At 56.8% G+C, this 23,113-nt stretch carries 19 protein-coding genes; 7 read left to right on the top strand and 12 right to left on the bottom strand.

Annotated features, from left to right (window positions below; genetic code table 11):
• Position 1 precedes the first annotated feature (1 nt).
• From tssM to OS190_RS18945, 4 genes are read left to right on the top strand one after another with little or no spacing between them, the layout of a single operon-like run.
• Positions 2–3,625: a type VI secretion system membrane subunit TssM gene (tssM, locus tag OS190_RS18960; RefSeq protein WP_267160276.1), complete on the top strand. Its 3,624-nt coding sequence runs from the start codon at positions 2–4 to the stop codon at positions 3,623–3,625.
• 1 nt (position 3,626) lies between these two features.
• A complete protein-coding gene (gene tagF / locus OS190_RS18955) occupies positions 3,627–4,310 on the top strand; it encodes a type VI secretion system-associated protein TagF (RefSeq protein ID WP_267160275.1) in 684 nt (227 codons plus the stop codon).
• Positions 4,307–5,110, top strand: a complete 804-nt coding sequence (locus OS190_RS18950) for a PP2C family protein-serine/threonine phosphatase (protein ID WP_267160274.1) — start codon at positions 4,307–4,309, stop codon at positions 5,108–5,110. The genes tagF and OS190_RS18950 overlap by 4 nt, the downstream gene beginning before the upstream one ends.
• Positions 5,107–7,191 (top strand): serine/threonine protein kinase, encoded by a 2,085-nt coding sequence (locus OS190_RS18945; RefSeq protein WP_267160273.1) that lies wholly within the window; start codon positions 5,107–5,109, stop codon positions 7,189–7,191. The genes OS190_RS18950 and OS190_RS18945 overlap by 4 nt, the downstream gene beginning before the upstream one ends.
• A 3-nt stretch (positions 7,192–7,194) precedes the next feature.
• On the opposite strand, the gene OS190_RS18940 is transcribed toward OS190_RS18945, so the two are convergent.
• From OS190_RS18940 to OS190_RS18915, 6 genes are all read right to left on the bottom strand, one after another.
• Entirely contained in the window at positions 7,195–8,580 is a 1,386-nt protein-coding gene (locus OS190_RS18940) for a serine/threonine protein kinase (protein WP_267160272.1), read from the bottom strand.
• Positions 8,577–8,975, bottom strand: a complete 399-nt coding sequence (locus OS190_RS18935; protein WP_267160271.1) for a biopolymer transporter ExbD — start codon at positions 8,973–8,975, stop codon at positions 8,577–8,579. The genes OS190_RS18940 and OS190_RS18935 overlap by 4 nt, the downstream gene beginning before the upstream one ends.
• Before the next feature lies 1 nt (position 8,976).
• On the bottom strand, positions 8,977–9,441 hold the full coding sequence (locus tag OS190_RS18930) for an ExbD/TolR family protein (protein WP_267160270.1): 465 nt from the start codon (positions 9,439–9,441) through the stop codon (positions 8,977–8,979).
• 7 nt (positions 9,442–9,448) lie between these two features.
• A complete protein-coding gene (locus tag OS190_RS18925; RefSeq protein WP_267160269.1) occupies positions 9,449–10,090 on the bottom strand; it encodes a MotA/TolQ/ExbB proton channel family protein in 642 nt (213 codons plus the stop codon).
• A 49-nt stretch (positions 10,091–10,139) separates the two neighbouring features.
• A complete protein-coding gene (locus tag OS190_RS18920; protein ID WP_267160268.1) occupies positions 10,140–10,568 on the bottom strand; it encodes a hypothetical protein in 429 nt (142 codons plus the stop codon).
• A gap of 141 nt (positions 10,569–10,709) precedes the next feature.
• Complete coding sequence (locus OS190_RS18915) at positions 10,710–11,225, bottom strand: hypothetical protein (protein WP_267160267.1); 516 nt, start codon at positions 11,223–11,225, stop codon at positions 10,710–10,712.
• A 154-nt stretch (positions 11,226–11,379) separates the two neighbouring features.
• Here OS190_RS18915 and OS190_RS18910 point away from each other — a divergent pair, with 154 nt between their 5' ends.
• The 3 genes from OS190_RS18910 to OS190_RS18900 all read left to right on the top strand — a co-directional run bounded on the left by OS190_RS18910 (position 11,380) and on the right by OS190_RS18900 (position 15,680).
• Positions 11,380–11,799, top strand: a complete 420-nt coding sequence (locus OS190_RS18910; RefSeq protein ID WP_267160266.1) for a DUF1036 domain-containing protein — start codon at positions 11,380–11,382, stop codon at positions 11,797–11,799.
• Between the two features lie 84 nt (positions 11,800–11,883).
• Positions 11,884–13,323, top strand: coding sequence for a hypothetical protein (locus OS190_RS18905; RefSeq protein WP_267160265.1), 1,440 nt, complete (start codon positions 11,884–11,886; stop codon positions 13,321–13,323).
• 2 nt (positions 13,324–13,325) lie between these two features.
• Entirely contained in the window at positions 13,326–15,680 is a 2,355-nt protein-coding gene (locus tag OS190_RS18900) for a peptidoglycan DD-metalloendopeptidase family protein (RefSeq protein WP_267160264.1), read from the top strand.
• A 6-nt stretch (positions 15,681–15,686) separates the two neighbouring features.
• Here the strand turns inward: OS190_RS18900 and OS190_RS18895 are convergent, their stop codons facing one another.
• From OS190_RS18895 to OS190_RS18870, 6 genes are all read right to left on the bottom strand, one after another.
• Positions 15,687–16,148, bottom strand: a complete 462-nt coding sequence (locus OS190_RS18895) for a hypothetical protein (protein WP_267160263.1) — start codon at positions 16,146–16,148, stop codon at positions 15,687–15,689.
• Between the two features lie 55 nt (positions 16,149–16,203).
• A complete protein-coding gene (gene tssH, locus OS190_RS18890; protein ID WP_267160262.1) occupies positions 16,204–18,861 on the bottom strand; it encodes a type VI secretion system ATPase TssH in 2,658 nt (885 codons plus the stop codon).
• A 30-nt stretch (positions 18,862–18,891) separates the two neighbouring features.
• On the bottom strand, positions 18,892–19,944 hold the full coding sequence (gene tssG / locus OS190_RS18885; RefSeq protein WP_267160261.1) for a type VI secretion system baseplate subunit TssG: 1,053 nt from the start codon (positions 19,942–19,944) through the stop codon (positions 18,892–18,894).
• Positions 19,941–21,881 (bottom strand): type VI secretion system baseplate subunit TssF, encoded by a 1,941-nt coding sequence (tssF, locus tag OS190_RS18880; RefSeq protein WP_267160260.1) that lies wholly within the window; start codon positions 21,879–21,881, stop codon positions 19,941–19,943. Before tssF ends, tssG begins: the two co-directional genes overlap by 4 nt.
• 13 nt (positions 21,882–21,894) lie before the next feature.
• Positions 21,895–22,473 (bottom strand): type VI secretion system baseplate subunit TssE, encoded by a 579-nt coding sequence (tssE, locus tag OS190_RS18875; protein ID WP_267160259.1) that lies wholly within the window; start codon positions 22,471–22,473, stop codon positions 21,895–21,897.
• 115 nt (positions 22,474–22,588) lie between these two features.
• On the bottom strand, positions 22,589–23,086 hold the full coding sequence (locus OS190_RS18870; protein ID WP_267160258.1) for an Hcp family type VI secretion system effector: 498 nt from the start codon (positions 23,084–23,086) through the stop codon (positions 22,589–22,591).
• Positions 23,087–23,113: the final 27 nt, after the last annotated feature.

The raw sequence follows: 23,113 nt of genomic DNA, 5'->3' as shown, positions 1-23,113 counted from the left end.
GATGCGCGCGATATTAAATCCGATAGTCCGCCTGTTCCGCCTGATCATGCGCATGGCCAAATCCAAGTGGGGTCGGTTTTTTCTGATCATCGGCGGGTTCGCGGCAATCTTTGCCGCAATCTGGTTCGGGTTCCCGTTAACCGGCTATGCCCCGATCAGCACAGTCGTTGCCCGTGGCGTTGCCATTGCCGGTCTCATCGGCCTGATCGCCCTGATTTATCTGCTGCGCTGGCGAAGCCGACGCAAAAAGGCCAGGAAACTGGAACAAAGCCTGCTCCCCGATACCACCGGTGACGGCAAGGTTCTGGCCAAGAACATGAAGCTTGCGTTGGACAAGCTCAAGAGATCGGGCGGCAAGAACTATCTTTATGACCTGCCGTGGTATGTGATTATCGGACCGCCCGGTGCCGGCAAAACCACCGCATTGCGCAATTCGGGAATCGAGTTTCCGGGACTGGACGCAATGCCCGAACACGGCGCTGGTTTTGGCGGAACACGCAACTGCGACTGGTGGTTTGCAGAAGAAGCTGTGCTGATCGACACGGCGGGACGCTACACCACCCAGGACAGCGATGCCGCCGCAGATGAGGCGAGTTGGGGATCGTTCCTCGAACTGTTGAAAAACGGCCGCCCGGATCAGCCGATCAATGGCGTGATCCTTGCTTTTTCGGTCGAGCAAATGTTGAACGCCGCGCCCGAAGACATCGCAGCACATGCCCAGATCGTGCGAAAACGGCTGGGTGAAATACATGAACAGCTCAAGATCGACTTCCCGGTTTATGTACTGTTCACCAAAGCCGATTTGATCGCAGGGTTCCGCGAATACTTTGCAAGTTTCAGCACCATGCGACGCAAAAACGTTTGGGGCGTGACCTTTCAGACCAAGGACCGCAAGGCTGACACCTATTTGAATGTCGAGGCGGAGTTTGATGCGCTGCTGGGACGTCTGAGCGACGAAGTCATCGACCGTATGAACGAAGAACCCGACGGGGTGAGCCGGATTGCGGTATTTGGCTTGCCGGGTCAAATGGCGATGATGCGCCACAACGTGTCAGAATTCATACGTCAGGTGTTTGAGCCAACACGCTACAAGACGAATGCAATCCTGCGCGGGTTTTATTTCAGTTCAGGCACCCAGGAAGGCACGCCAATTGATCAAGTCCTGGGTGCCATGTCGCGCAATCAGGAAGGGGTTGAATTTCAGCCCGCCTTTATGTCCGGAAAGGGCAAGTCATTCTTTTTACATGATCTTCTCAAGCGCGTGATCTTTGAAGAACGCGATTGGGTCAGCTTTGATTACAAGGCGATCCGACGCGCCAGAATTTTGCGCACCGGCGCAATGGGTCTGATTGTCGGTGCGACCATGGCCGCGATGGGGGCCTTTGGTTTCAGTTTTTGGCAGAATGCGACCTTGCTGCGCACCGCTGATATCGAAGCGCAGCGCTATTTCAGCAATGCGCGTGGGGAAATCAGCCGCCCTGTGGTCGATAATACCGATCCGTCACTTGTCCTGCTCTACCTTGAAGACCTGCGTAATATGACAGCGGGCTATGGCGATACCCGCAAGCCACCTCTGTGGGAAGGTCTGGGCCTTTCGCGTCACAGTGAAGTGTCGCTGGCGGCGGACCGTGCCTATTCCGATGGGCTGGAGCGGATGCTACGCCCACGTATGATCCTGCATCTGGAAAACAGGATTCCGCAATTGATCGCGGATAATCAAACCGCAGAGACTTACCGCGCCCTCAAGGTTTATTTGCTGCTCGGTGGCCAGGGCGAGGGCAGCAGCGATGATGCTGCTATCGAAGCCTATTTCGAAGACCTCTGGGCGCGCATGTTTGCCGGTGTCGGTCAGGCAGACGAGCGTGACAGAATCAATGCGCATCTCAAGGCGATGCTGCTGCTGGACAATGATCGACAGGCAATGCTGGCCATAGACCCCGAGATCGTGCGCAGCGCCCGCGAGGCAATCGTTAACCTGCCGCTGGCCGATCAGGCCTATGCCTCGATAAAGGACCGTGCTGTCACCTATGGCGTGCCCGACTTCAATCTGGTGGAACGGGTTTCGGGTGCCGTTGAACGGGTATTCGAAACCACCGATGGTTCCGCGCTGGACAGCGTCGGGGTACCAGGCATGTACACCTTTGAAGGATACTGGGGCTTTTTCCTCGAAGAACTCACCTCGGCACGCGACCGTTTGCGGGACGATCAATGGGTGCTGGGGGAAGCCGCCGGGCGCGTCGGTTATGAAGCACAGCTTTCCAATCTGGAGCGGGATCTCCATCGCGCCTACCGGATCGAATTCAACGAGGCCTGGCGCGAGATGTTTGGCCGCATCGGCCTTGGCCCATTGTCCATAGATGCGCCTGCCTATGATGCGCTGGCCATCCTGTCCTCGCCGGTGGCCTCGCCCTTGTTGGAATACGTAGAGGCCGTTGAGGAAGAAACCCGTCTGACCCGGCTCTATGACCAAATCGGGGAATTGTCCCCCGAACAGCTTGCCTCTGGTGGATTGAGCGATGGTATGGGTGACGCCGTTTTCCGCCGAATCTACAGCCAGTCAGGTGTTTTTCAGCGGGTTGTGCTGGATAATGTCGCAAAAAAGGGCAAGGTCCAGACCCGAGCGGGAAATGCTGTACAGGAGGACACCCAACGGCGACAGGTTGAGCGGATCACAGACGATTTTGCCCAGTGGCATGCGCTGTTGACCGGCGAGGCGCCTGAACGTCCGATCGACGTGATCCTCGCCAATCTCGCGGATCTGCGTGAAAACCGGCGTACGGCGGCGGTGGCGCCGACGCCGGCGGATGAAACCTTGTTAAGCCAATCCCTGTCGGCATTGACCCGCAACAATACCGCGCTGCCTGGCCCCTTGTCTGCCATGGTGAACGAGGTTGAGACCGAATTCCGCGCCGTCGCCACAGCCGCGAGCATGACGCAGTTGAACCGTGCCCTGAACGATGATGTTACACAGTTCTGCCGGGATCTGATCGCGCCGCTTTATCCCTTTGGTACCGGGCGACATCTGTCGCCTGCGGTTTTTGGTCAGTTCTTCGGCCCTGGTGGACGGATCGACACATTCTATACCTCATATTTGCAGCCTCATGTGATCCGCGGCAACGACGGTCTACAACCCGCGCCAGACAGCGCAATCGGACAGTCGCTTTCAATCGCCACGCTGAAACAATTCGACCGTGCACAGGCAATTCAACTGGCGTTCTTCGCCACCGGCTCAGCCGAGCCCAAAGTCGACATGTCGATCAGCCATCTTTCGTCATCGCCGTCAGTTGAGCTGGCAATTCTCTCCATGAATGGTGCATCGGTGCGCACGCAACCCGACAGCATCCCCGCCGCTCTCAGTTGGCCCGGACAAAGCTCAGGCGTAGCACTTGAATTGTTTCCCGCCGCCGATGACCGCACCTCAAGCCTCACTTTTGCCGAAGGTCGCTGGGACATCGTGAATTTCCTGCGCAAAGGGCGGTCACGTGTCAGCAATAATGTTGTGGATGTGACACATGACGTAGGCGGTCGCACGATCACCTACCGAATTGAATTCAACAGCACCACCGTCCCATTCCTGATGCGGGAACTTTCCGAGTTTTCCTGTCCTGTAACGTTGGAGCGTTAAGATGGGGGCGGCACAAATCGGCATCATGGGCAAACATCCCGGTTATGGCGATTTTCTGCAAGCAGGCCTCTCAGAGCAAACGGTGGATGCCTTCAACAGATGGCTGGACGCCATCTTGCCACCTTTGCGCGATCAGATGGGCGAGGGATGGGGGCCCTTCTGGGATGGTGCGCAGGATGTGCGTTTCTGGATCGGTCGGGCGGTGTTGGGGTGTACGGTCGTTGGAATATTGCGCCCTTCGCGCGATCGTGTCGGGCGGCGTTTTCCGCTGATCATTATGGCAGAGGGCGCCGATCTGCCCGTCCCATTGGGAGACTCGACTGACCAGGCCCCCTGGGAGGTGATGGCCGCGCATCTGGAGGAAATGGAGCCGGGTCATGGTGCTGCCGCTTTGTTGAAAGACATTTCCTTTGAAATTCTTGCCGAGGACATAGGCCGCGCGGCACTTGGCCCCACCCTTTGGGCACATCATCCCGACGGAGATCTGGCCGCGCTGCTGGCATCTGCCGCTGCACCGGACGCCGAGCGGGCGCAGTTGACGCGGTCTTATTGGTGGGCACCGGGCGAACAGAGCAAGAACCGGAACCGTGCAGCAACATGGCTGGGATGTTCAGGCATGCCCGAACCTTTGGCGTTGGGTTGGCTGTTGGGTGGTGTAACGGGCGAAGCGGAGGCAGAGGCGTGAACCGAAACGATTACTTCACCTTTGAAACAGGGCAGGGCAGTGATGTCGGCTGCTTACGCGAAGTGAACGAAGACAGCTATCTTTCGCGCCCCGATTACGGGCTATGGGTCGTTGCCGATGGCATGGGCGGCCACGCTGCCGGTGATTTCGCCAGCCAGACCATCGTGCAGGAACTGAATTCAATTGGCGTTGCTGTCTCTGCGGATGATCTCGATGCACGTTTCAACGAACGCTTGACGCGCGCCAACGACATCATCCGCAAACACGCAGCAGAAATGAACGGGGCCACTGTGGGTGCCACCCTGGCCGCACTCCTGGTGCACCAGGGCCAGTTTTCCTGCATCTGGTCAGGCGATAGCCGGCTATATCTTTTGCGGGATGGACAGCTTGCCCAACAAAGTCGCGATCACACAGAAGCCCATGCCCTGTTGGATGCAGGGTCTATTACTCTGGAACAGGCAGAGAACTGGCACCGCAAGAATGTGATAACCCGCGCAATCGGTGTAACAAAGACTCCCAATTGCGAACGCGTTACCGGTACACTACAGTTGGGGGATCTCTTTCTGATCTGCTCAGACGGGTTAACGGAGCATATCACGGATGCGGAAATAGCAGAAGCATTGGCGAAATTTCCGCCACAAGAAGCATGTACGCGTCTGATAGAGGAGACAGTAAACCGGGGCGCACGCGACAATGTAACAGTCATTGCGATGCGATGTTCTGATGCGCCGCCCCCAGCCGAGGACGAGATGCTTATTGATCTCGTTTCAGATATTTCAGAAGCAGGGTCAATATTGTGAGCCAGGACGATAAAAACAAGGGCGCCGAACCACTGCCCAATGAGGATGAGGACGACGACAAGACGCGTATCGTGCCCTTGCCGCAACCCGATACTCCGCAAGAAGAGCCAGCGCCGGTTGAAGATGAGGAAGCGACGCAATTTCAGTCGCATCCGGGACATGATCCGCAGGCGGGGGATTCCTCGGAAGATCCAGCCAGTGATTTGACGCCTTCAACGCCACCCGCCGACCCGGGCTATGTCACCAAAAGCCCGACCGCATTGGGGGTCGGTACAACGATCAACAACAACTACAAGATCGAAGAGGTATTGAAATCAGGCGGCATGGGCGCGGTTTACCGTGGTGTCGAGATCGGCACAGGAGATCCCGTCGCGATCAAGGCGATCCTGCCGGAACTGGCCGAAGACGAAAAAGCAGGGCTGATGTTCAAACGCGAAGCGCGCACCCTGCGCCAGCTCGCCCACGAGGCAATCGTACGCTATTACAACTATGTGCACGACCGCGACCTTGATCAGTATTTTCTGGTCATGGAGTTTATCGAAGGTATTCCCCTCTCTGATCACATCAAGAAATACGGTGCTTTGCCTCCACCTGCGGTCCAGACACTTCTCAAACGTCTGAGCGGCGGGTTGTCCAAGGCCCATGGACAAGGCGTGGTGCATCGTGATCTGTCTCCGGACAACGTCATGTTGCCCGGCGGCGATGTCAGCCAGGCGCGTCTCATCGATTTTGGCATCGCCAAATCAACTGTAGTGACAGAGGGCACCACCCATGGTCAGTTTGCAGGCAAATACAAATATGTAGCACCCGAACAATTGGGCGGTGGCGAGGTTGGTCCCCCCGCCGATCTGTATGGATTGGCACTGCTGACGGCTGCCGCCGCCATCGGTACGCCGCTTGATATGGGCAGTTCAATTGTTGTCGCTGTACAATCACGGCTGACCATTCCTGATCTGTCGGCGGTGCCGATAACATTGCGCCCGATCCTCAGCCATATGCTTGAGCCTGATCCAATGCGTCGACCCAATTCGATGGACGAAGTTCAGCGCATGCTGGATCATCCCGAGTTGATCCCACCAAATTACCGAGAAGGTATGCCTTTCAATGCCTCGCTGACGACCGGTCCGCTAACGGCACCGCCGCATGGTTTGCAAATGCCGGTTGGCGGCATGACCCAACGCAGCATCTATCCGGCTACTCTGGCACCGCAAACCATGGCCCCAGCCACGATTCCGCCAGAACCCGAAACCGAAAACGGTGGCGGCAACAAGGCGTTGGGTCTGTTGGTAGCCGCCTTTGTTGTGGTCAGCGGTGTTGTCGGGTTCGGCGCATGGCAGATGGGCATGATCGGCGATAAGGGTGACCCTGTCGAAACTCCGGCGCGCAGCGGCACTTCGGCGGGCATGCCCGACCGTCAGACCAACACCCGCGCCGGATTCCTGGCTAATTTCGATGCGGGTCGATGTGCATTGTTGACACGGGTTGCCGCGGGACAAAGGGCCGGTATGATCGAAGCTTTTTCGGAAACCGGCGACATTTTTCCCGGCCTGCCAGTCGCTTACGAAGAAAAATTCGGCGCACGCCCGGCCATTTTGCCACGGCAGGTTACCTCCGAACAATGCGAAGCTCTTGAATTCATCCATGCCCTGCAGGGGCGCGGTCGCGAAGCACCCAGGGTGCAGATGTCGACCGATCAGATGATTTCAGGTGAGGCGATGACCCTCAGCATCGGCGGGATCGGTGCGCAATCGGTCTGGGCTGCATTGATCACGCCAAATGGAGCCGTCTTTAACCTGACCGGCAGATTGTCAGACCCTGTTGGCGGGCAACGCAGTCTGAGTTTTGGATTGAACCTTGCCGAAGGATCCGAGGCTGTGCCGCAACTTGTCCTGATATTGGCCAGCGACACGCCGCTTGCACGGGCTGCAACAGCCAGTGATGGCGTTCTGGCAAAAGATCTGCTGGCACCCCTTCTAGATGAGATTGCTGGACGCGGTGGTGCCGCTTCGGCCAGTCTGGGCTATGTAATGCTGATGCCGCCGGAACCTGAAACACCAACCGAAGCAAAAGAAGAACTTTGAGGTTTAACGCACATCAAAGGTGGTAATGGCAATGGCCGCTTGTGTGGCAACCTCACCGCCGAGTCCGGCAAATACATCCTGCGCCAAGCGGCCAGACCGGTCGCGGATCACGGTTGAAGGTCGGCGCGTTGCGATGGCCAGAATCACCTGTTTGGTGTCACGGGCATTGCCCACACGGGTTACCGGAATGTCAAAACGCGCAAAATTCCCCGAGAAAGACATGAAGCGCTGCAGATCCTGCACAACGCCGTTGTTATCTATCAACAACAAGGTCACATAGCGCCCCGCCGTCCCCCGGAGCACACCTGTCAGGTTGCTGCCCGACAGAACTTCGACAGAGTCGAGCCGCAAACCCAACTGGGTTGCAGGGTAATCCTTGTTCAGGCGCACATAGTTCAACGCGGCACATTGGCGCTCGTCCACCAAAGCGCGGGTCTGGCGAATGTCCTGATCTGCTTCGGTCAATACGGTTTCGCTAAACCGCGCCATTGCCGCATCAGAACTGGCGATCAAGGCCAGGCCAACGCCATCGGCGCCATCGCGGCGGGGCAGGGCCAACAGACAGGGATCCGTAACTGCCGTTTGTATCCGACGCAACAATTCGCCGATGGCAAGATCCTGCGCAGATGGTGCCGGCGCGGCGGCGCTGGGAGCTGCGGGTGCAACATTGGGGCGTCGCCCGACCGCAGCAACCACCGTGCCTGTTGCCGCCGCCGGACGAATTGTTTCCGCCTCGAGTGGCACACGTGGCACCGTTTCCGAAGCAGAGGGCACAGGTGCCGTGATCAATCCGGCCGTGCCGACCGGCGCAACCGGCGAAAGCGCCTGAGACGAGGGTAAAGCCGTCACGGTTTCGGGGATCAACGGACCAAGATCCGGCGTGTCCAGAGCAACAGGAGAAACCGGTTCGATCGTTTCCGGTGCCGCTTCGGGAGCGGTGGCGACAACCGGGTCAAGCGCGTCGGGTGTTTCCGGTTCGAGAGCGGCCGGCTCTTGCGCTTCCAACTCTGGCTCCGGTTCTATCGCCTCTGGCTCGATTGCTTCGGGAACCACGGGTTCAGGCAGGGCACTTTCTTCAGGCTCCAATGCGGCAAGTTGCTCGCGTTCCACATCCTCCATCGTTTCCGGCGTTGCTGGATCAATGCCATTCCCGTCATCAGCACCGGCTTCGCCCTCCTGTTTGAGCAGGCCGGCAATGGTATCGCTGTCCAGTGGGGCAATCGTGATCGTGTATTCCGGACGCGTTTCCGGAGCAGGTGCCGCCAAGGCCAGAACATTTTGCAAGCCTCCAAAGCCCAGGCCAATCGCAACGCCATGCAACACGATTGCCCCCGAAGTGGCCGCCAACCAGCCACTCAGACCGGTACCATTGTAAGGAAGAAAGTTCATATCTCCCCGCTCCGGTGAATGGTGACAAGGCGAATATCCAGGTTCTTCAGCCCCGGCCGGTCAACCAGCTCCAACAGGTCAAGCGCCGGTGCGCTGCGATCGATCAACAAATGCAAAATGCGCGCGCCCGCGAGAGCCTGCGCCAGATCGCCGCTTGCGACAGGTTCACCATCAAGGGTCAGCGTGCCGTTGTCTTCGACCACCAGCACGGGCGAGGGCAATTGATCAATTGGCAGATCGCTGGTTTCGGACAGTTTCACACCTTGATCCGGTGTGGCAACAAGCGATCCGGTAGCAAGGAAAAACAGTATCAACAGCAAAACGATATTCACGATAAACAACGAAACATCAGGTTTAAGCGGCTGGGTTTGAACGGGCAGAAGGCTTTTGCGCATATCAGAACTCCTCCCCGATACTCACCTGAACCGACGAAACTTCAGCGGCTGACAGGCGTGCCAGAACCGTTGTGATGTCTTGTACCTGCGCCGACGGGCGAACAATCAAAACGACGGCACCCGGTGAACCGGCCGTACCCAACGCCCCTGCCAGATCGTCCAGTGCATCAAAACCGAACCGTTGACCACCCACCAGTATTGCTTTGGCTTCGATAGTCCAAAGCGCAACATCGCCCTGTTCATCCATCGCAGGCGTATCGGGCAATGTCCCGTCTTCGGCGGCGACGCTGGGCTCTGCGGTGGCCTGTGCCGGTGCACTCTGAAACGGCAACAGAGAATAGGGCGTCAAACCGGAAGTCAGCATAAAGAAGATCAACAACTGAAACATCGCATCGGCCAGAGGCGTCAACGCAAAGCGGTAATTTGTACGCCGCTGAGGCAGGTTCAGAGAAAAGCCACTGGCCACGCGCCCATCATGCCTTTGCGGTTGGGTCAACCCGACCATAGATCGCAGCAGAGATTGCGGCCTCGATCAGGTTGCGTTCACGGTCGATACGGCTTTCGAACCAACTGGCAAAGAAATAGGCTACCAGCGCAATCGCAAGGCCTACCGCCGTGGTCGTCAAGGCCGTCCAGATGCCCCCGGCAAGCAGAGCAGGATCAACACCTCCCTCTGACAGAGACAAAACAGAAAAGGCGTCGATCATGCCAATCACGGTGCCGAGCAGGCCAAGCATCGGCGCAGCCTGAACGACCATTTCCAGCAAGCGCATCCGCTCTGTCATGGTGGCCAATTCGATGATCGCCGTCTGGCGTCCCAGTTCCTCGGCATATCCGGTTTCACCTGGCTTTGCCTGAACTCCTGAAAACACAGCTTGCAGGATACGCGCCAGAACCGACTTGCGATCCGAAGCAAGCTTCATCGCATCATCGCCACGACCTGACAGCCATGTATCAAGGATCTCTTCGGCACGGGCGCGTTTGCCGACGCCCATTCGGGCAAACTGAAAGACTTTGTAAACCGATACTGTCACCGATAAAAATGACAGGACCGCCAAAGCGAAAAAGACCACAATAGTGGCCGGGTTGATCTGCGTCCCGAGTAACTGGTCCATAACATCCTTTCCGTCGTCATCCGTGCCAATGCACGCCGTGATCTAGTGATCAGATGCCGAATTGTATTGCTGTGCGTGAAGAGGCGGTCAGGGACTGCATACAGATCGGCGCCTCCGCACCTGCAACAGTGCAAGCCGCCGTATCATTGACAACAATGCGCGAAATCGATCCGCAAGGCGTGCCGCTCAGGTCAAATTGCAAGATCTTGGTCTTGCCTTCAATCAATGCCCCGAATTCAAGCACCAGCAAGCGGGTCACGGCACCTTGGGAATCGAACACCGCCACTTCATAGGCGGTCCTTTCCAGCGTTTTGCCGGTCCGGTTCGCTGCAACATAGGTCAAACGGCAACTGCCACTTTCCGTTTCGGTCGCTCCGTTCAATTCAAGTGAAAATGTCGGTTCTTCCTGAGCAAAGGACGGGGTTGCGACGGCAAGGGAAGCGGCAAAGACGGTGACAAATAGGCGATGAAATGACATTTATTTTTCCTGCAATCTTGTAAAGCAATTGTCTACTATAGCGCCGCCTAGAGCGTCACAAGTCAATCAGAATTGTTGCAGAAAGTGATTTTATACCATAAAATATGCGAAAATGAGAGCCATTTTACCAGGCTGGCGATCCTAGCGGAAAACGCCGATCAGGAATCCGGGGTTCGGATTGCTGTGCATGCTACGGGTCTTCACCGCAGGGACCGGATGCACCTTGAGCGCGGGCGCAGCAGTGGTGCGCGCGCGCGGCGCGTTTGGCTTTGCGGCGGTCGCTTTGGAATCCAATGCTGGCGGGCTAAGTGCCTGCGGAACTGAAACCTGAGCTGTTTGGGTCTGCGTGTCAGTGCGTGATTTGGGACGCATTCCGCGCTGCGGAGCCAGTGAAGGACCAAAGATACGCCATTGGAAACCATCTGCTCGCGTAACGTCTTTGGTCACAACATCCGCTGTCACGACCTCTGCCGATCCGGTGCGCGTAACCGGTTGCAGCGGCGCGGCAAAAATTTCGCGCTTTACAGCATCAGGTGCAAAAACGTCTAGCGAGGAAATCGCAGCCTTGCCGGCAGAGCCATGGGCATTTGACAGGCTGATGCCCCCACCAATGGTCACAAGTACCAGAACGAACGTTATGCAAATAATACGTATCATCCGTTGACTATACTCTATTCAGCGCATTTTTTCAGCACAATTTTGGCTAACCTGCTGAATAGTGATGCATTATTCACGCAAACCGCCGGAAGCCGTTGATTTCGCGGTTTTTTTGATGCCAACTGCAGGGGGTCTATTTGTGTCGGAGTGACGAATGCGTGGCAAATTCCTGCAATCCTTGGCAAGCATTGCAACCCTTGTCTGCGCCGCAACATCCCCGGTTTCCGCCCAATTTGCTGTCTGTAATCAGACCCTGGATGTGATCAATGTTGCCCTGGGGGCCTATGATCGAGATGCTTTTGAAACCTCCGGCTGGTGGACAATCGGGCCCAATCAATGTGCCAATGTCATCAATGATACACTCACGGCACGCTATTTTTACGTCTATGCAAAAGATGTTTTTGGTCGACAAGTCCTTGCCGGTTCAACACCCATGTGTGTTGCACCGGACCGCTTTGAGATACGCGGCGAACAGGATTGTCTGGTGCGGGGTCTGATTGAGGCACGGTTTCACGAGGTCGATACCCGCAAGAGCGAACGCTGGACCGTATTCATTTATCCACCACCACCATAAACATTTTCCGTCTGTTGTCTTTGCGACTCGCCCTCAAACGGGTTTTTGATGTAGGATCACACGGAAGACAGGAGTTTGTTCAACATGACCCCTTCCGGGCGACCTGGGAAATTGCGCAATTGGCTGGCGACTCTGTGTTGCGCCACTGCTTCTGTTCTGGCTGTTCCAGCCAGTGGACAGGAATGGCAGGGGCTTGTCATCGGTCAATCCGGACCAGAGGCGCCGCGTGCTTTTTCCGATGCCTTTCATGCCGCCGAAGCACTGCGCAGGGGGGGCATGGACGTTGTACAACTGTTGCGGGATCAATCCCGTGAAACGGTGATGGCGTCCGTTGATACGTTGACCGTCAGCAAACATGCCGTGGTCTATCTGACCGGACCTCTTTCAGGGGATGGTGCCGGGCTGCGACTTGGGGATGGTGATCTGCGCTTTGACGATGTTGTCAGCCGGCTGGCGCAGGCGGGCCTGACCAATGTCGCCCTGTTGATCGAGGCTTGTCCGGCGCAATCTGCCGCGCTGGTATTGCCACTGGCACATCCCGGTATGGAATTGCTCAGCGCGGTCTCCGCCGCAACCGATGCAGCATGTCCCGCCGACGGGGCCCGCATGACGGACCTGCTCAGAGTGAAGCCGCTGGAAGAAACCCCGCTTAGCGTTCTGCTGGACGGCGTGCCGATCAAAACGACCCTGACGACAGAGCCTGTGTTGCGCCCCGCAGCCGTGCCAGCGTCCCCCGTTGTTTCCCTGCTCGGCGACACAACAAGCGTCGCCAGCGTCAGCAATCCGATTGTGTCCCTCACACCGGTCAGTGCCCCGGCAGGCGATGTGGCCGTGGTCCCCGTCGCAATGCAGGCCGCCTCTGCTCCGGCATCGGGAGCGGGCGAGGTAGTGATTTTTGCACCGACGCCACAATCCCAGTTGGCCGCATTGCCAACAGCCGCTGGCCTGCCCGAACCCTCGATCATTGTGGGCATTATCGAAGACCTGACACTGGCCTCTTTTTCACCCGCCCAACCTCAGGGCGAGGTCACCAGCAACGAAATCAGCTATGACAACCTTGAAGCCCGTCGTGCCTTGCGTGAACAGGATGCCGCTCTATTCAGCAGCCTCGTGGACTCCGGTGCATTCGATCCGCCAACACCACTGCTTGCCACTGCGCTTCAAACCGAATTGGCACGTATGGGGTGTTATCGTTCCGGCATTGATGGCAAGTGGGGCGGGGGGTCGCGCAGTTCGGTAGGCCGCTATTTTGACGAGATTGACGGCGTCGAGGCGGTGTCTCTTGATCCAACCGTCGAACTGTTCCGCCAGATTGTGCTGCGCGACGACATCACTTGTGCCGCACCGGTCGCTGCAGCCGTGGCACCGCGCGCCACTACAACCCGCAGAACGACCAGCACCCGCACAACCACGACCAAACGTGCAGCAACGAAACCAAAACGGGCAGCACCAAAGCCTGCGGCGAAAAAGGCCGCCCCGCGCCGGACGATTTCGGGCGGCACGTCACTGGGTATTTTCCGCTAAACATGCCCTTTGAGGTCGACCCCGCTTTTGGCACCACTGCGCGCCATGCCAGAGGCCGTCGTCGACGCCGACTGGGACTGCGTGTGGCTGTGATTTCACTTGCCATTTGCGGTATATCCACCTGCATCTTCTGGGGTGTGACGCATTGGCACAATCTCGACAGCACACAGCCGTCACATCAAGTGGACGTACCTGAGAATGACCAAGGCGACGATGGTTTTTCTCTCGTCCAAAGTCAGGAAACCGCCCAAGCCTCGATCGAAGTCGAAAGATTGAACTCCTTCATCGATCTGCGCCGTGACCCCATGATCCTGCGTTTCGCTGCCAACACAAAGGACCTGACGCAATCCCTACCCGCACCACCAGATTTTGCCCGCGGGCGGCTGAAGCAAAGTGGCACAGAGGCAATTCTGGCGCTCAAGGACAGGTTGTTTGTGGCTGAAAAGCGTCTGGTTACAACCCTCCCCTCCAGCCGCGATGATTTTGCCCTGTTCAAAGCACAGCGCAGTCAAGGATTGCGTGCGATGGCCGCCAAGCCACAGACAGCAGCCGCTGCCCAGGGTCATTTGGTGGAGGTGAATGAGGCAGGCAGTTGGGGGGAACTCATCGAGGTACAATCCGCTGAAAAAGCCACCAGCCAGGCCGCGGTTTATGTCGAGACAGAGATCGAAAACACCACGAGCATGGTCATCACCCTGCGCGAAAACCAACGCAAACCGCTTTATGAGGACGAGATCATCCTATTGCGCGCGGAAAGGCAACTGACCGAGATACTGACGACAGCGGGGTTGAGCGCCCGAGAAAGCGAAAGCATCCAACGGGCGGCCAGCCAAAAGACAACATTACCCGCATCCCTCCCCGAAGGTAGCGTGGTTGCATTGCGCCTGCGTCCCGATGCGGCGACCGGGCGATTGATGTTGATGTCGGTCTATAGTCCACAGGGCTACCTGACGAGTCTTGCCCAGGTCGGCGCAGGGCGGTTTGAAGCTGCGGCAGATCCCTGGATCGATGAAGACCTTTTATCTCGCTCAGACAAAATGCGCCAGGACACCGCCCGCCCCGGAGAACTTCGCCTGCTGGATGCGCTCTACTCGGCCGCGATCCGCAACGGCATTGCCACGAATGTTGTTGGCGAACTGATTGTCCTGATGTCGCAGAAATATGATCTGGACAGATTTGTCGCGCCCGGTGATGAAATGATCCTGTTGCGTGCCGCTGACCCGGGGCCTTTGGGGCGTGGTTTGGGTGAAATATTCTATATCGGAATCCACGGCAAATCGGGAAACATGCCGTGCTATGTGCTCGCTGCTGCGGGGACCGATAATTTTGCCTGCTTTGACTTTGATACGCCACCAGCGGGTCACGGCGGATCCAGCGGTCTGGGGGGTGGATTTCTGGTGCCTGTGAACGGAGTGAAAACTTCTGGCTTCGGACCACGTCATCACCCCATTCTGAAGCAGTTGCGCAATCACAACGGTGTTGACTGGGCCGCCCCGACGGGAACGCCGGTGCTGGCCGTGGCCGCAGGGCGTATCGCTCGGGCAGGCGATGGAGGTGGCTATGGCAATGTCATTTACATTGATCATGGCAATGGGGTTGAGACTCGCTATGCGCATCTGAATGCATTTGCCAAAGGGCTGAAACCCGGCCAACAAGTCGGGTCAGGCGAGGTCATCGGCTATGTCGGTACAACCGGACGCAGCACGGGGCCGCATTTGCACTTCGAATTGCATGCCGGTGGTCAACCGCTTGATCCGCTTACCTATGCCGGCGGCCGCAGCGGAAGTGCATCACAAGCCGTGGACGCCCTGGTAAATCAAATCATTCGCGTCGAAAGTGCAGGAGTGGCCACGGCAAAAAATCCGCTGTCCACGGCAACTGGTCTGGGTCAGTTTATTCAGGGAACATGGCTGCGGATGATGCGCGACTATCGGCCCGATCTGGTAGGAAAGATGGGGCGGACGCAACTGCTTGCCCTGCGCACCGATCCGGTGCTCAGCCGTGAGATGGTACGCAATCTGGCGCGAGAAAACGAAACATATTTGCGTGCGCGTGGCCATCAGATCACCGCAGGCAGACTTTATCTCGCGCATTTTCTGGGACCCGCTGGTGCACACAGCGCCTTGCGGGCCGACCCGGGTGCCAGCGTCTTGGCGGTCATGGGGGCACAGGTTGTGAACGCCAACCCCTTCCTGCGCAGCAAGACGATCTCTGACTTACACCTCTGGGCCGATCGCAAGATGGCCCGGGCAAGCGGCACCGCAAGGCCGGTTGCGCCCGCCCCCAGACCCGTTGTCATTCCTGCCGAAATAAAATCATACCTCAAGACGGTGGACACGCTGCTGGCGATGCTCTGAAACCGGCTAGTTGGCGGGTGCACCCTTGCTCAGGTTTACCAAACGGCCGCGCACCTTTGCATCGGCGATCATAATGCCCTGCGCTTCTACATCCACGCGTTCGACTGACATCATGGGAGCATTGTTCTCGTCATAGATGGTCAGCTTGATGTCGATCTTGCCCAATTTCGCAATGACGATGCCCGCATCAATCGACAGATCCACCAACTTGTTCTCAAGAGTATGAGGTGTGACGCCCTTGGAATAGTCGAATTTTACGCCAAAGGGATCAGTGGCAATACCATAAACAACAAGCCCGCCTTGATCGAACCCCAGAGTTGCGGCAACGCCATAAACGGTCGTTTGCCCGCCGGAAGTGATTTTGAGGTAAAACCCGTTGATGAGATTGGCAGCAAGTGACGTTGACGGGATCTTGAGCCCCATCCCCATGCTGACCAGTTCAGCCATTACCAATGAATTATCTGGCATTCTATCTATCTCCTGTTTTCAATTTCAGCGTTTGCAGAATTTCTGTTGGTCGAATTTACTCAAAAACATAGACGAACGCGCCGTCGTTGACGCGCACCTCAACCTTTTCAAAAGCATCCCCCGATACCATCCGGCTGAGCACCTGACGGCTGAGATCGGGCAAGATGGAATTGGTGATAATATTGTCGATCATCCGCCCGCCACTGTCAGGATCACGGCATTGTTCGACGATATGCTCGATCACACCCTCGGCATAGGTGATCTCTGCCCCATGCGCACCCTTGAGACGGCTTTCGACAGCGCCTAGCTTCAGCTTTGCGATGCCAGTCAACACATCGCGACCCAGCGGGAAATAAGGGATGGAAACGATCCGGCCCAAAAGGGCGGGCGGAAAAACCTCTAGCTGAAAGGGTTTGAGAGCTGTTTCCAGCTCTTCCATATTCGGCGTGGTTTCGCCTGCTTCGGCCATCTCCATGATCACGTCGGTTCCCACATTTGAGGTCAGCAGGATAATCGTGTTCTTGAAATCAATCACGCGGCCGTTGCCGTCTTCCATGATGCCTTTGTCAAAGACCTGAAAGAACAGTTCATGCACATCCGGATGCGCTTTTTCAATTTCATCCAGCAGGACCACGGAATAGGGCTTGCGCCGCACCGCTTCGGTCAGTCGGCCGCCTTCGCCATAACCGACATAGCCGGGAGGCGCGCCTTTAAGCAACGACACAGTATGGGCTTCCTGAAACTCGCTCATATTGATGGTGATCACGTTCTGTTCACCACCATAAAGCTGTTCTGCAAGTGCGAGGGCGGTTTCGGTCTTGCCGACACCCGAGGGACCACACAGCATGAAAACGCCAATCGGCTTGTTTGGGTTCGCCAGCCCTGCGCGGTTGGTTTCGATCCGTTTGGCAATGGCGGCTAAACCATGGTCCTGTCCGATCACCCGCTCGCGCAGCCGATCGGCAAGCTGCAGCACCGCTTGCAATTCATCCTGTACCATCCGACCCGCAGGGATCCCGGTCCAGTCACTGATCACACTGGCGACAGCCTGACCATCAACATGGGCATAGACCATGCGGTTGTCGGGATTGCCGCCATCCAGCAGAGCCATCTTTTCATACATTTCTGCACGCGCGGTCTCAGGATCAAGCGTTTCGCCGCTATCTTCACCGCCATCCTGGGCCGCTTTGGATTCAAGGCTCAGGCGCAGTTCCAGAATGCGGTCGACAACTTCCTTTTCGGCGGTGAAACTGGCGTCGAGTTCCGCCAACCGCGCCTCCAACCTGGTTTTTTCCGCTTCCGCTTCCGCCAGCCGCTCCTCGTCGGTTTCGCCGAGATCACGCTCTGCCACTTTGCTGGCGATTTCACTGGTCAAGGCGTCTATTCTATCTCGCGTGTCCGCGATCCGCGCCGGAGTTGAGGCCTGGCTAACTGCGACACGGGCACAAGCGGTATCCAGCAATGAAATCGCTTTGTCCGGCAATTGCCTCGCCGGAATATAGCGATGCGACAGCGCCACTGCGGAAACAATTGCTTCGTCTGAAATGCGCACATTATGGTGTGCTTCCATCGGCCCGAGTATCCCGCGCAACATAAAGCAGCATTGCTCAACCGAAGGTTCATCCACATTGACAGGCTGGAAACGCCGGGTCAGCGCGGGATCTTTTTCAAAATACTGCCGGTACTCTGACCAGGTCGTCGCGCCAATTGTGCGCAGCGTGCCCCGCGCCAGGGCAGGCTTTAACAGGTTCGCCGCATCTCCGGTCCCCGCCGCACCGCCAGCACCTACCAGCGTATGTGCTTCGTCAATAAACAGGATAATCGGCGTCGGGCTTGATTGCACTTCGTCAATCACCGATTTCAGACGTTGTTCGAATTCACCCTTCATCGCGGCACCCGCTTGCATCGCCTGGATGTCCAACTCGTACAGCAGGGTACCTTTGAGTTTCGGGGGCACATTGCCCGCAACCAATGCCTGTGCAAACCCTTCGACAACGGCGGTTTTGCCTACTCCCGCTTCGCCTGTCAAAATCGGATTGTTCTGGCGACGGCGCAGCAGTACATCAATGATCTGGCGGATTTCGTCGCCGCGCCCTTTGATCGGATCAGTGGTGGCTGCAACAGCGGTCATGTCCTTGGCAAAACGCCCCAATGCAGTGGCAGCGCCCTTGCGATCACTGTCCTGTTCCGCTCCGCCGGAGGAGAGGCCGGAACCATCCATCGGTGGCAGGGTCTCCTCGTCGGAATCTGCCCAGAGGCTGCGGCTGTTCTGGCTGATCCGTTCCGCAGAAACCTCGTCAAACACCATTGAGTACCGTGTAAGCTGACGCTTCAAATGCGGGTCACTCAACAAGGCAACCAGAACATGCCCCGTACGGATCTGTGCTTCGCCAAAAAACAAGGTTGCATAGGTCCAGGCATGGTTCAATGCATCGCTCAGGAAATCAGAGATGCCCGGTGTCTCAGTCACGTTCTTGTCGAGCGCGGACATGGCCTTGTCAAAGTCTTTCAACACCCGGCCTCGATCAAGTTTCAATTCCGCCAGCGTCACCGCCAGATCAGCATCCTTGTTGGACAGCGAATAAAAAAGCCAGTGACACAGTTCCACCTGTCGGTTGCGTTCACTACGTGCATGACGCATGGCCTGCAAAAAGGCATCATAGCCTGCGCGGTTCATCTTGCCGGCATATTTTTCAATCGTGATCTCGGTCATCAGGCGTCCTCTTCGTCGCGGTCTTGGGTCTTATGCCGCCGCTTGTCTGGTTTGGGTCTGCGTTTCATGCAACGGTTCCAGATCGAACCGGGTGACGCGCAATAGATGTTCAGGGTTTTCAGGATCCGGTGCCATACAGGCCATCCACCCCATCATGATGGTCTGGCCCAGCACGGCGGGTTGTATTTCAGGCTTGGGCAACCAAAGCGCCACTTCGATGTCAAAGGCGCGCCCCAGATACCAGAAGGTCAGATCCCGCAAATGTGCGTGGTCAGGACCGCCCGGCAGAAAACGCACGTAGGTTTCATAGGTTTCAACATAAATCTGGATGGTGATCTTTTCACCAATGGAACGTAGGCGTTCGCCCAAATGCATATCACGGCCCATGGTTGCCGCCTGCATACCCAACTGGCTCAGGGCGTTGGGTTCAAACTCCAGCCAGGCGGGAACCATTTCTTCGATGTCGATCCTCACCCTGTCTCCAAAATGCACTTGCAACATCTGACGCAGGCGCACCGGGCTTTTGACACGCCCCGCCGCCAGCGGCGCAAGGCGTTGCTTGGCTGCGTCGGGCACGCAATCGCGGGTGTGATAGCTGGGTGATCCCGTACCGGTAATCGACAAAAGATATGTTGAAAACCGGTCTTCTGCCGCGTGGTCATATTGTGTAATTGCCCGCGCATCCGACCATGCGCGAAAGAACAATTCCTGAAAACGCGCCGCAAAAATATCTGTGAAAGCGACAAAGCTCGCGTCGCCATCCTCAAACCATCGCTGGACTTCTTCGGTCCAGACCAGCGGCAAGGCACCTTGCGGGCCAAAGAACCCCAGAAACTGGGCGCGCACCATTGGCGGGTTGGCATCCAGATCGACACGCGCCATATCTGTGTCTGGAAAGGCCAGAAACGGGTCCTGGCCCAGACGCACCAGGGCTTCTTTCAGGCGGGTGTTCTTGCCGATGCGCGGACTATCCTGGCCCTCGCGTTCCAAGCGGCGCAACAGATTGAACAATCCCTGACCAAAGGCCGCTTTGGATTGCTTGTCGCGCTGGTCAAGCAATTCGGTCTTGTTCACCTTTTTCATAGCAGCGGACCACTGCCGGAACGTGGAGGAAACACCTTGATCTCACCGCGCTGTACCGTGCGGACTACGGTTTGGGTGAAACTGTTGATTGCCGCATATTCAGACAGGAACCGGTCAAGCACCGAGGCCAGCAACATCGCGCCTGTGCCCTGATATTCTTCTTCATCGAATGTCAGCGTAACTTCAAGTCCCCGTGCCGTATGATAGCCATCAGCCTGTGCAACAGTGCGGGCAACCGGGCGGGTCTCGACCTTGCTCAACCCTGTAATCTGTGCCTCGCTTACGTTGTCCGAAAGGTCCGCAAACAGTGACAGCATCTCGCGCATACTGCCCGCGGCATCATCGCCGTCGCGGCTTTCCAGCCCGTAGTGGTTCAACGAAAGATAGGACACCAGCCGCCAATACACATCACCGGAGGTCGTGCGATGCGCAGCGCCGGTTTCCAGGTCCGCCAAACTGTCCATCGGCGCAGTTGGCCCTGCAAGACAGGACAAGGTCACGGATTGGTCATCGCAGAAAAAGAAGTCATCCCTGGACTGCGCAATCGGCAGATACTCAGGCAGATGCCTGTTCGAACACAGGGTATTGACCTGCAGACGCTGCACCACTTCATCCCCAGGCGGGGCATAGATCGACACAAAGGTTTCAGTGCCCCGATAGCGATAATTTGAGGCACCATAACGTTGTTCATTAGCTGTCAACCGACGCGGGCGTCGACGATAGGTATAGTACAATACCTGTCTCGGGTCTTTGCCATCGGGCGGCAATGCATAGAGTGGATAAACCGGTACCTTGTTCTGCTGACCTTGATAAAAGGCCCAAACCTCCTTGATCGACTGTACCTCATAGTGGGTGATCGGCGTGGAGTTTGGCGTGACAATCGCCTCGTGTTCCTTGCTGTTTATGCGCACCTGCGACGACATTTCCTCGAACTGGTTGATCGCTGGGGCCGCATTCAACGCCAGATGTTCCTTTTCCAGCCGCGAGGCAAGCGCACGATTGACCGTATCAAACTCAAAAATCACATCGACCTGGGATTGTCTGATATGGCGCAGGAATTGCGCCATCCCGTTTAGACGGAAACCTGCAAACTTGCGCGGAAACACAAAGAACTCGCGCAAGAAAGCAAAGCCTTCGAAAAGACGGGTGTTGTGGGCAAACAACCGTTGATCGCGGTCAAATCCGACCTGATCCAGATGGCGCAGGGGCAGGGTCGCAAACACCGGATCGCCCTGCGGATTCAGCCAGCGCAACGAAATGCGCGTAGTGTCACAGAATATCTGTTCGAACAACGCGACACTGTCTCTCATCGGTCCAGTCAGATGCACAACCAACTCGTCCAATTCTTCATCACCGCCAAGTCCCGACAATGGCAGATCCGAAGGCAGTGTTCCCTTGGCCCCAAGACGTTCAAGGGTCAGAACCATACCGCCTTTGGTCCCATAGGCAATTTCCTGACCCAATGCACCAATCGGGCCGGCACCCGCATGATATTTGACCTCCTTGATGCCTAGCGGCCAAATAGTGAGAGGCGCGGCGAGCGCAAAACGACAGGCAATCTGGCGGTCTGTATCCTTGAAACGCGCATCCATGTAATCACCGGCGTCAAAACGAAGCCCCTTTACCAGATCTGTATTCTCCAAGGGCAGGTTTGCCTTGACCAACATCGCAGAAGGGGTCGGTGCCAATGCATCGGGAAACACCTGATCCAGCAGCTCATGCGTGAAGGTTTTGAATTCTTCCTGCATTTTTGTCTGCACCCGCGCCGCAAGCAGCGCGCTGCCTTCAAGCAGGCCAGACACCGTCGGGTCCAGGTTTTCCTCAACCAACCCTCCCAACCGGTCTGCGAGGCCGGGATAGTCATGCGCAAACTCCGCGGCACGTTCCTTGAGCAGGGCCAGTTCCCGATTAAAGGCTTCTCGCAGGGCGTGTTTCACAACTGTCCCCCGTTCATGCGTGAATCCTCAGTCTGGACATTTTGAGCTTGCCCGCCCCCATATCGACTTCGGCATCGAAATTCAGCGGAATATCTATCGGGTCACCCATCAGTTCGGCCGTCACGGAAATGGAAAGACGTTGCCGATTATCACCCTCAGGCTCTACCACCTCAATCTCGATGCTTTCGCGCACCAGTCGCGGTTCGTGATTGACCAGAGAATTACGGATTGCCTGCTTGATGCCGGGACTGTTGATTTCTGCCGCAGACACATTGGACAGATCGCCAAAGCCGTAGTTCGCAATCGATGCCGCCACATGCGGCACATCTGTCAAATCTATCGCAGAACCCAGTTCAACCGTGTTCAAAAGTGCATTCAAATCTATTTGCAAATACTTACGCAGGGTTGCTTCGTCCAGACCATCACGGCGCTGCAAACTGCGCGGACCACCCTGGGCATCCGCCGTATTGCCCAGTGCATCACCCGCATCGTATGAATTTCGGAAAACCTGCAGGATAGACACCTTGGCACGTTCACCCTTGCGCCAGATGCGCTGGGTTGGAAGGCGTTTATCGAAAGGGGGATTTTGCATAATCTCGCTTGCGTTCGGGCCAACCATAGCTGGTTATCCCCAGTGGCCTTGGACGCAGAGGCCGGCCCAAAGGCCAGCCTCTTTGATAGGAAGGGAGCAAACGGGTAAACCGTAATTACTTGCCCCAGGATTTGTTTTCGGCGATTTCCCAGCCGGCCATGCTTTCCGGACCTGCCGCACCGGACTGCTCCTGGAAAGTATAGGTCACCTGAAAACGGCGCATGTTCAGCGTCAATGTTTCCTGAACACGGTCCAGGCCGTCTTTGCTGCCACCCGTGTTGTAGGTGCTGATGATGATGTCTTCCATGTCGATCTTGAGGTAATCAACAGGTGCCTGGCCACCGGATTTACGCACGACAAGCTGGCCGCTCTTGATATGCTCGCCAGAACAGCAGCGCGCGATCAGGTCATGTGTCGCCTTGTCAACATACTTGCTGATGGTGATGTCCTGAACGTCAACCTTGCCGCCGCCACCGCCGCCACCTTGATGGGTTGTACCCGACTGTGTCATACCCCAGTTCCACGATAGGATGTCGATCCAGTCGCGGTGCTTGTCGTCCTGGGATTCACCAACAATATTGTTGTCGAGATACAAAAAGCAATCGATAGCCATCTAAGTTCACTCCTTTTGGCTTTAGTA

The sequence above is a fragment of the Sulfitobacter sp. F26204 genome (assembly GCF_026410305.1).
Taxonomy (GTDB): domain Bacteria; phylum Pseudomonadota; class Alphaproteobacteria; order Rhodobacterales; family Rhodobacteraceae; genus Sulfitobacter.
This window is presented reverse-complemented; position numbering and strand designations above follow the sequence as displayed.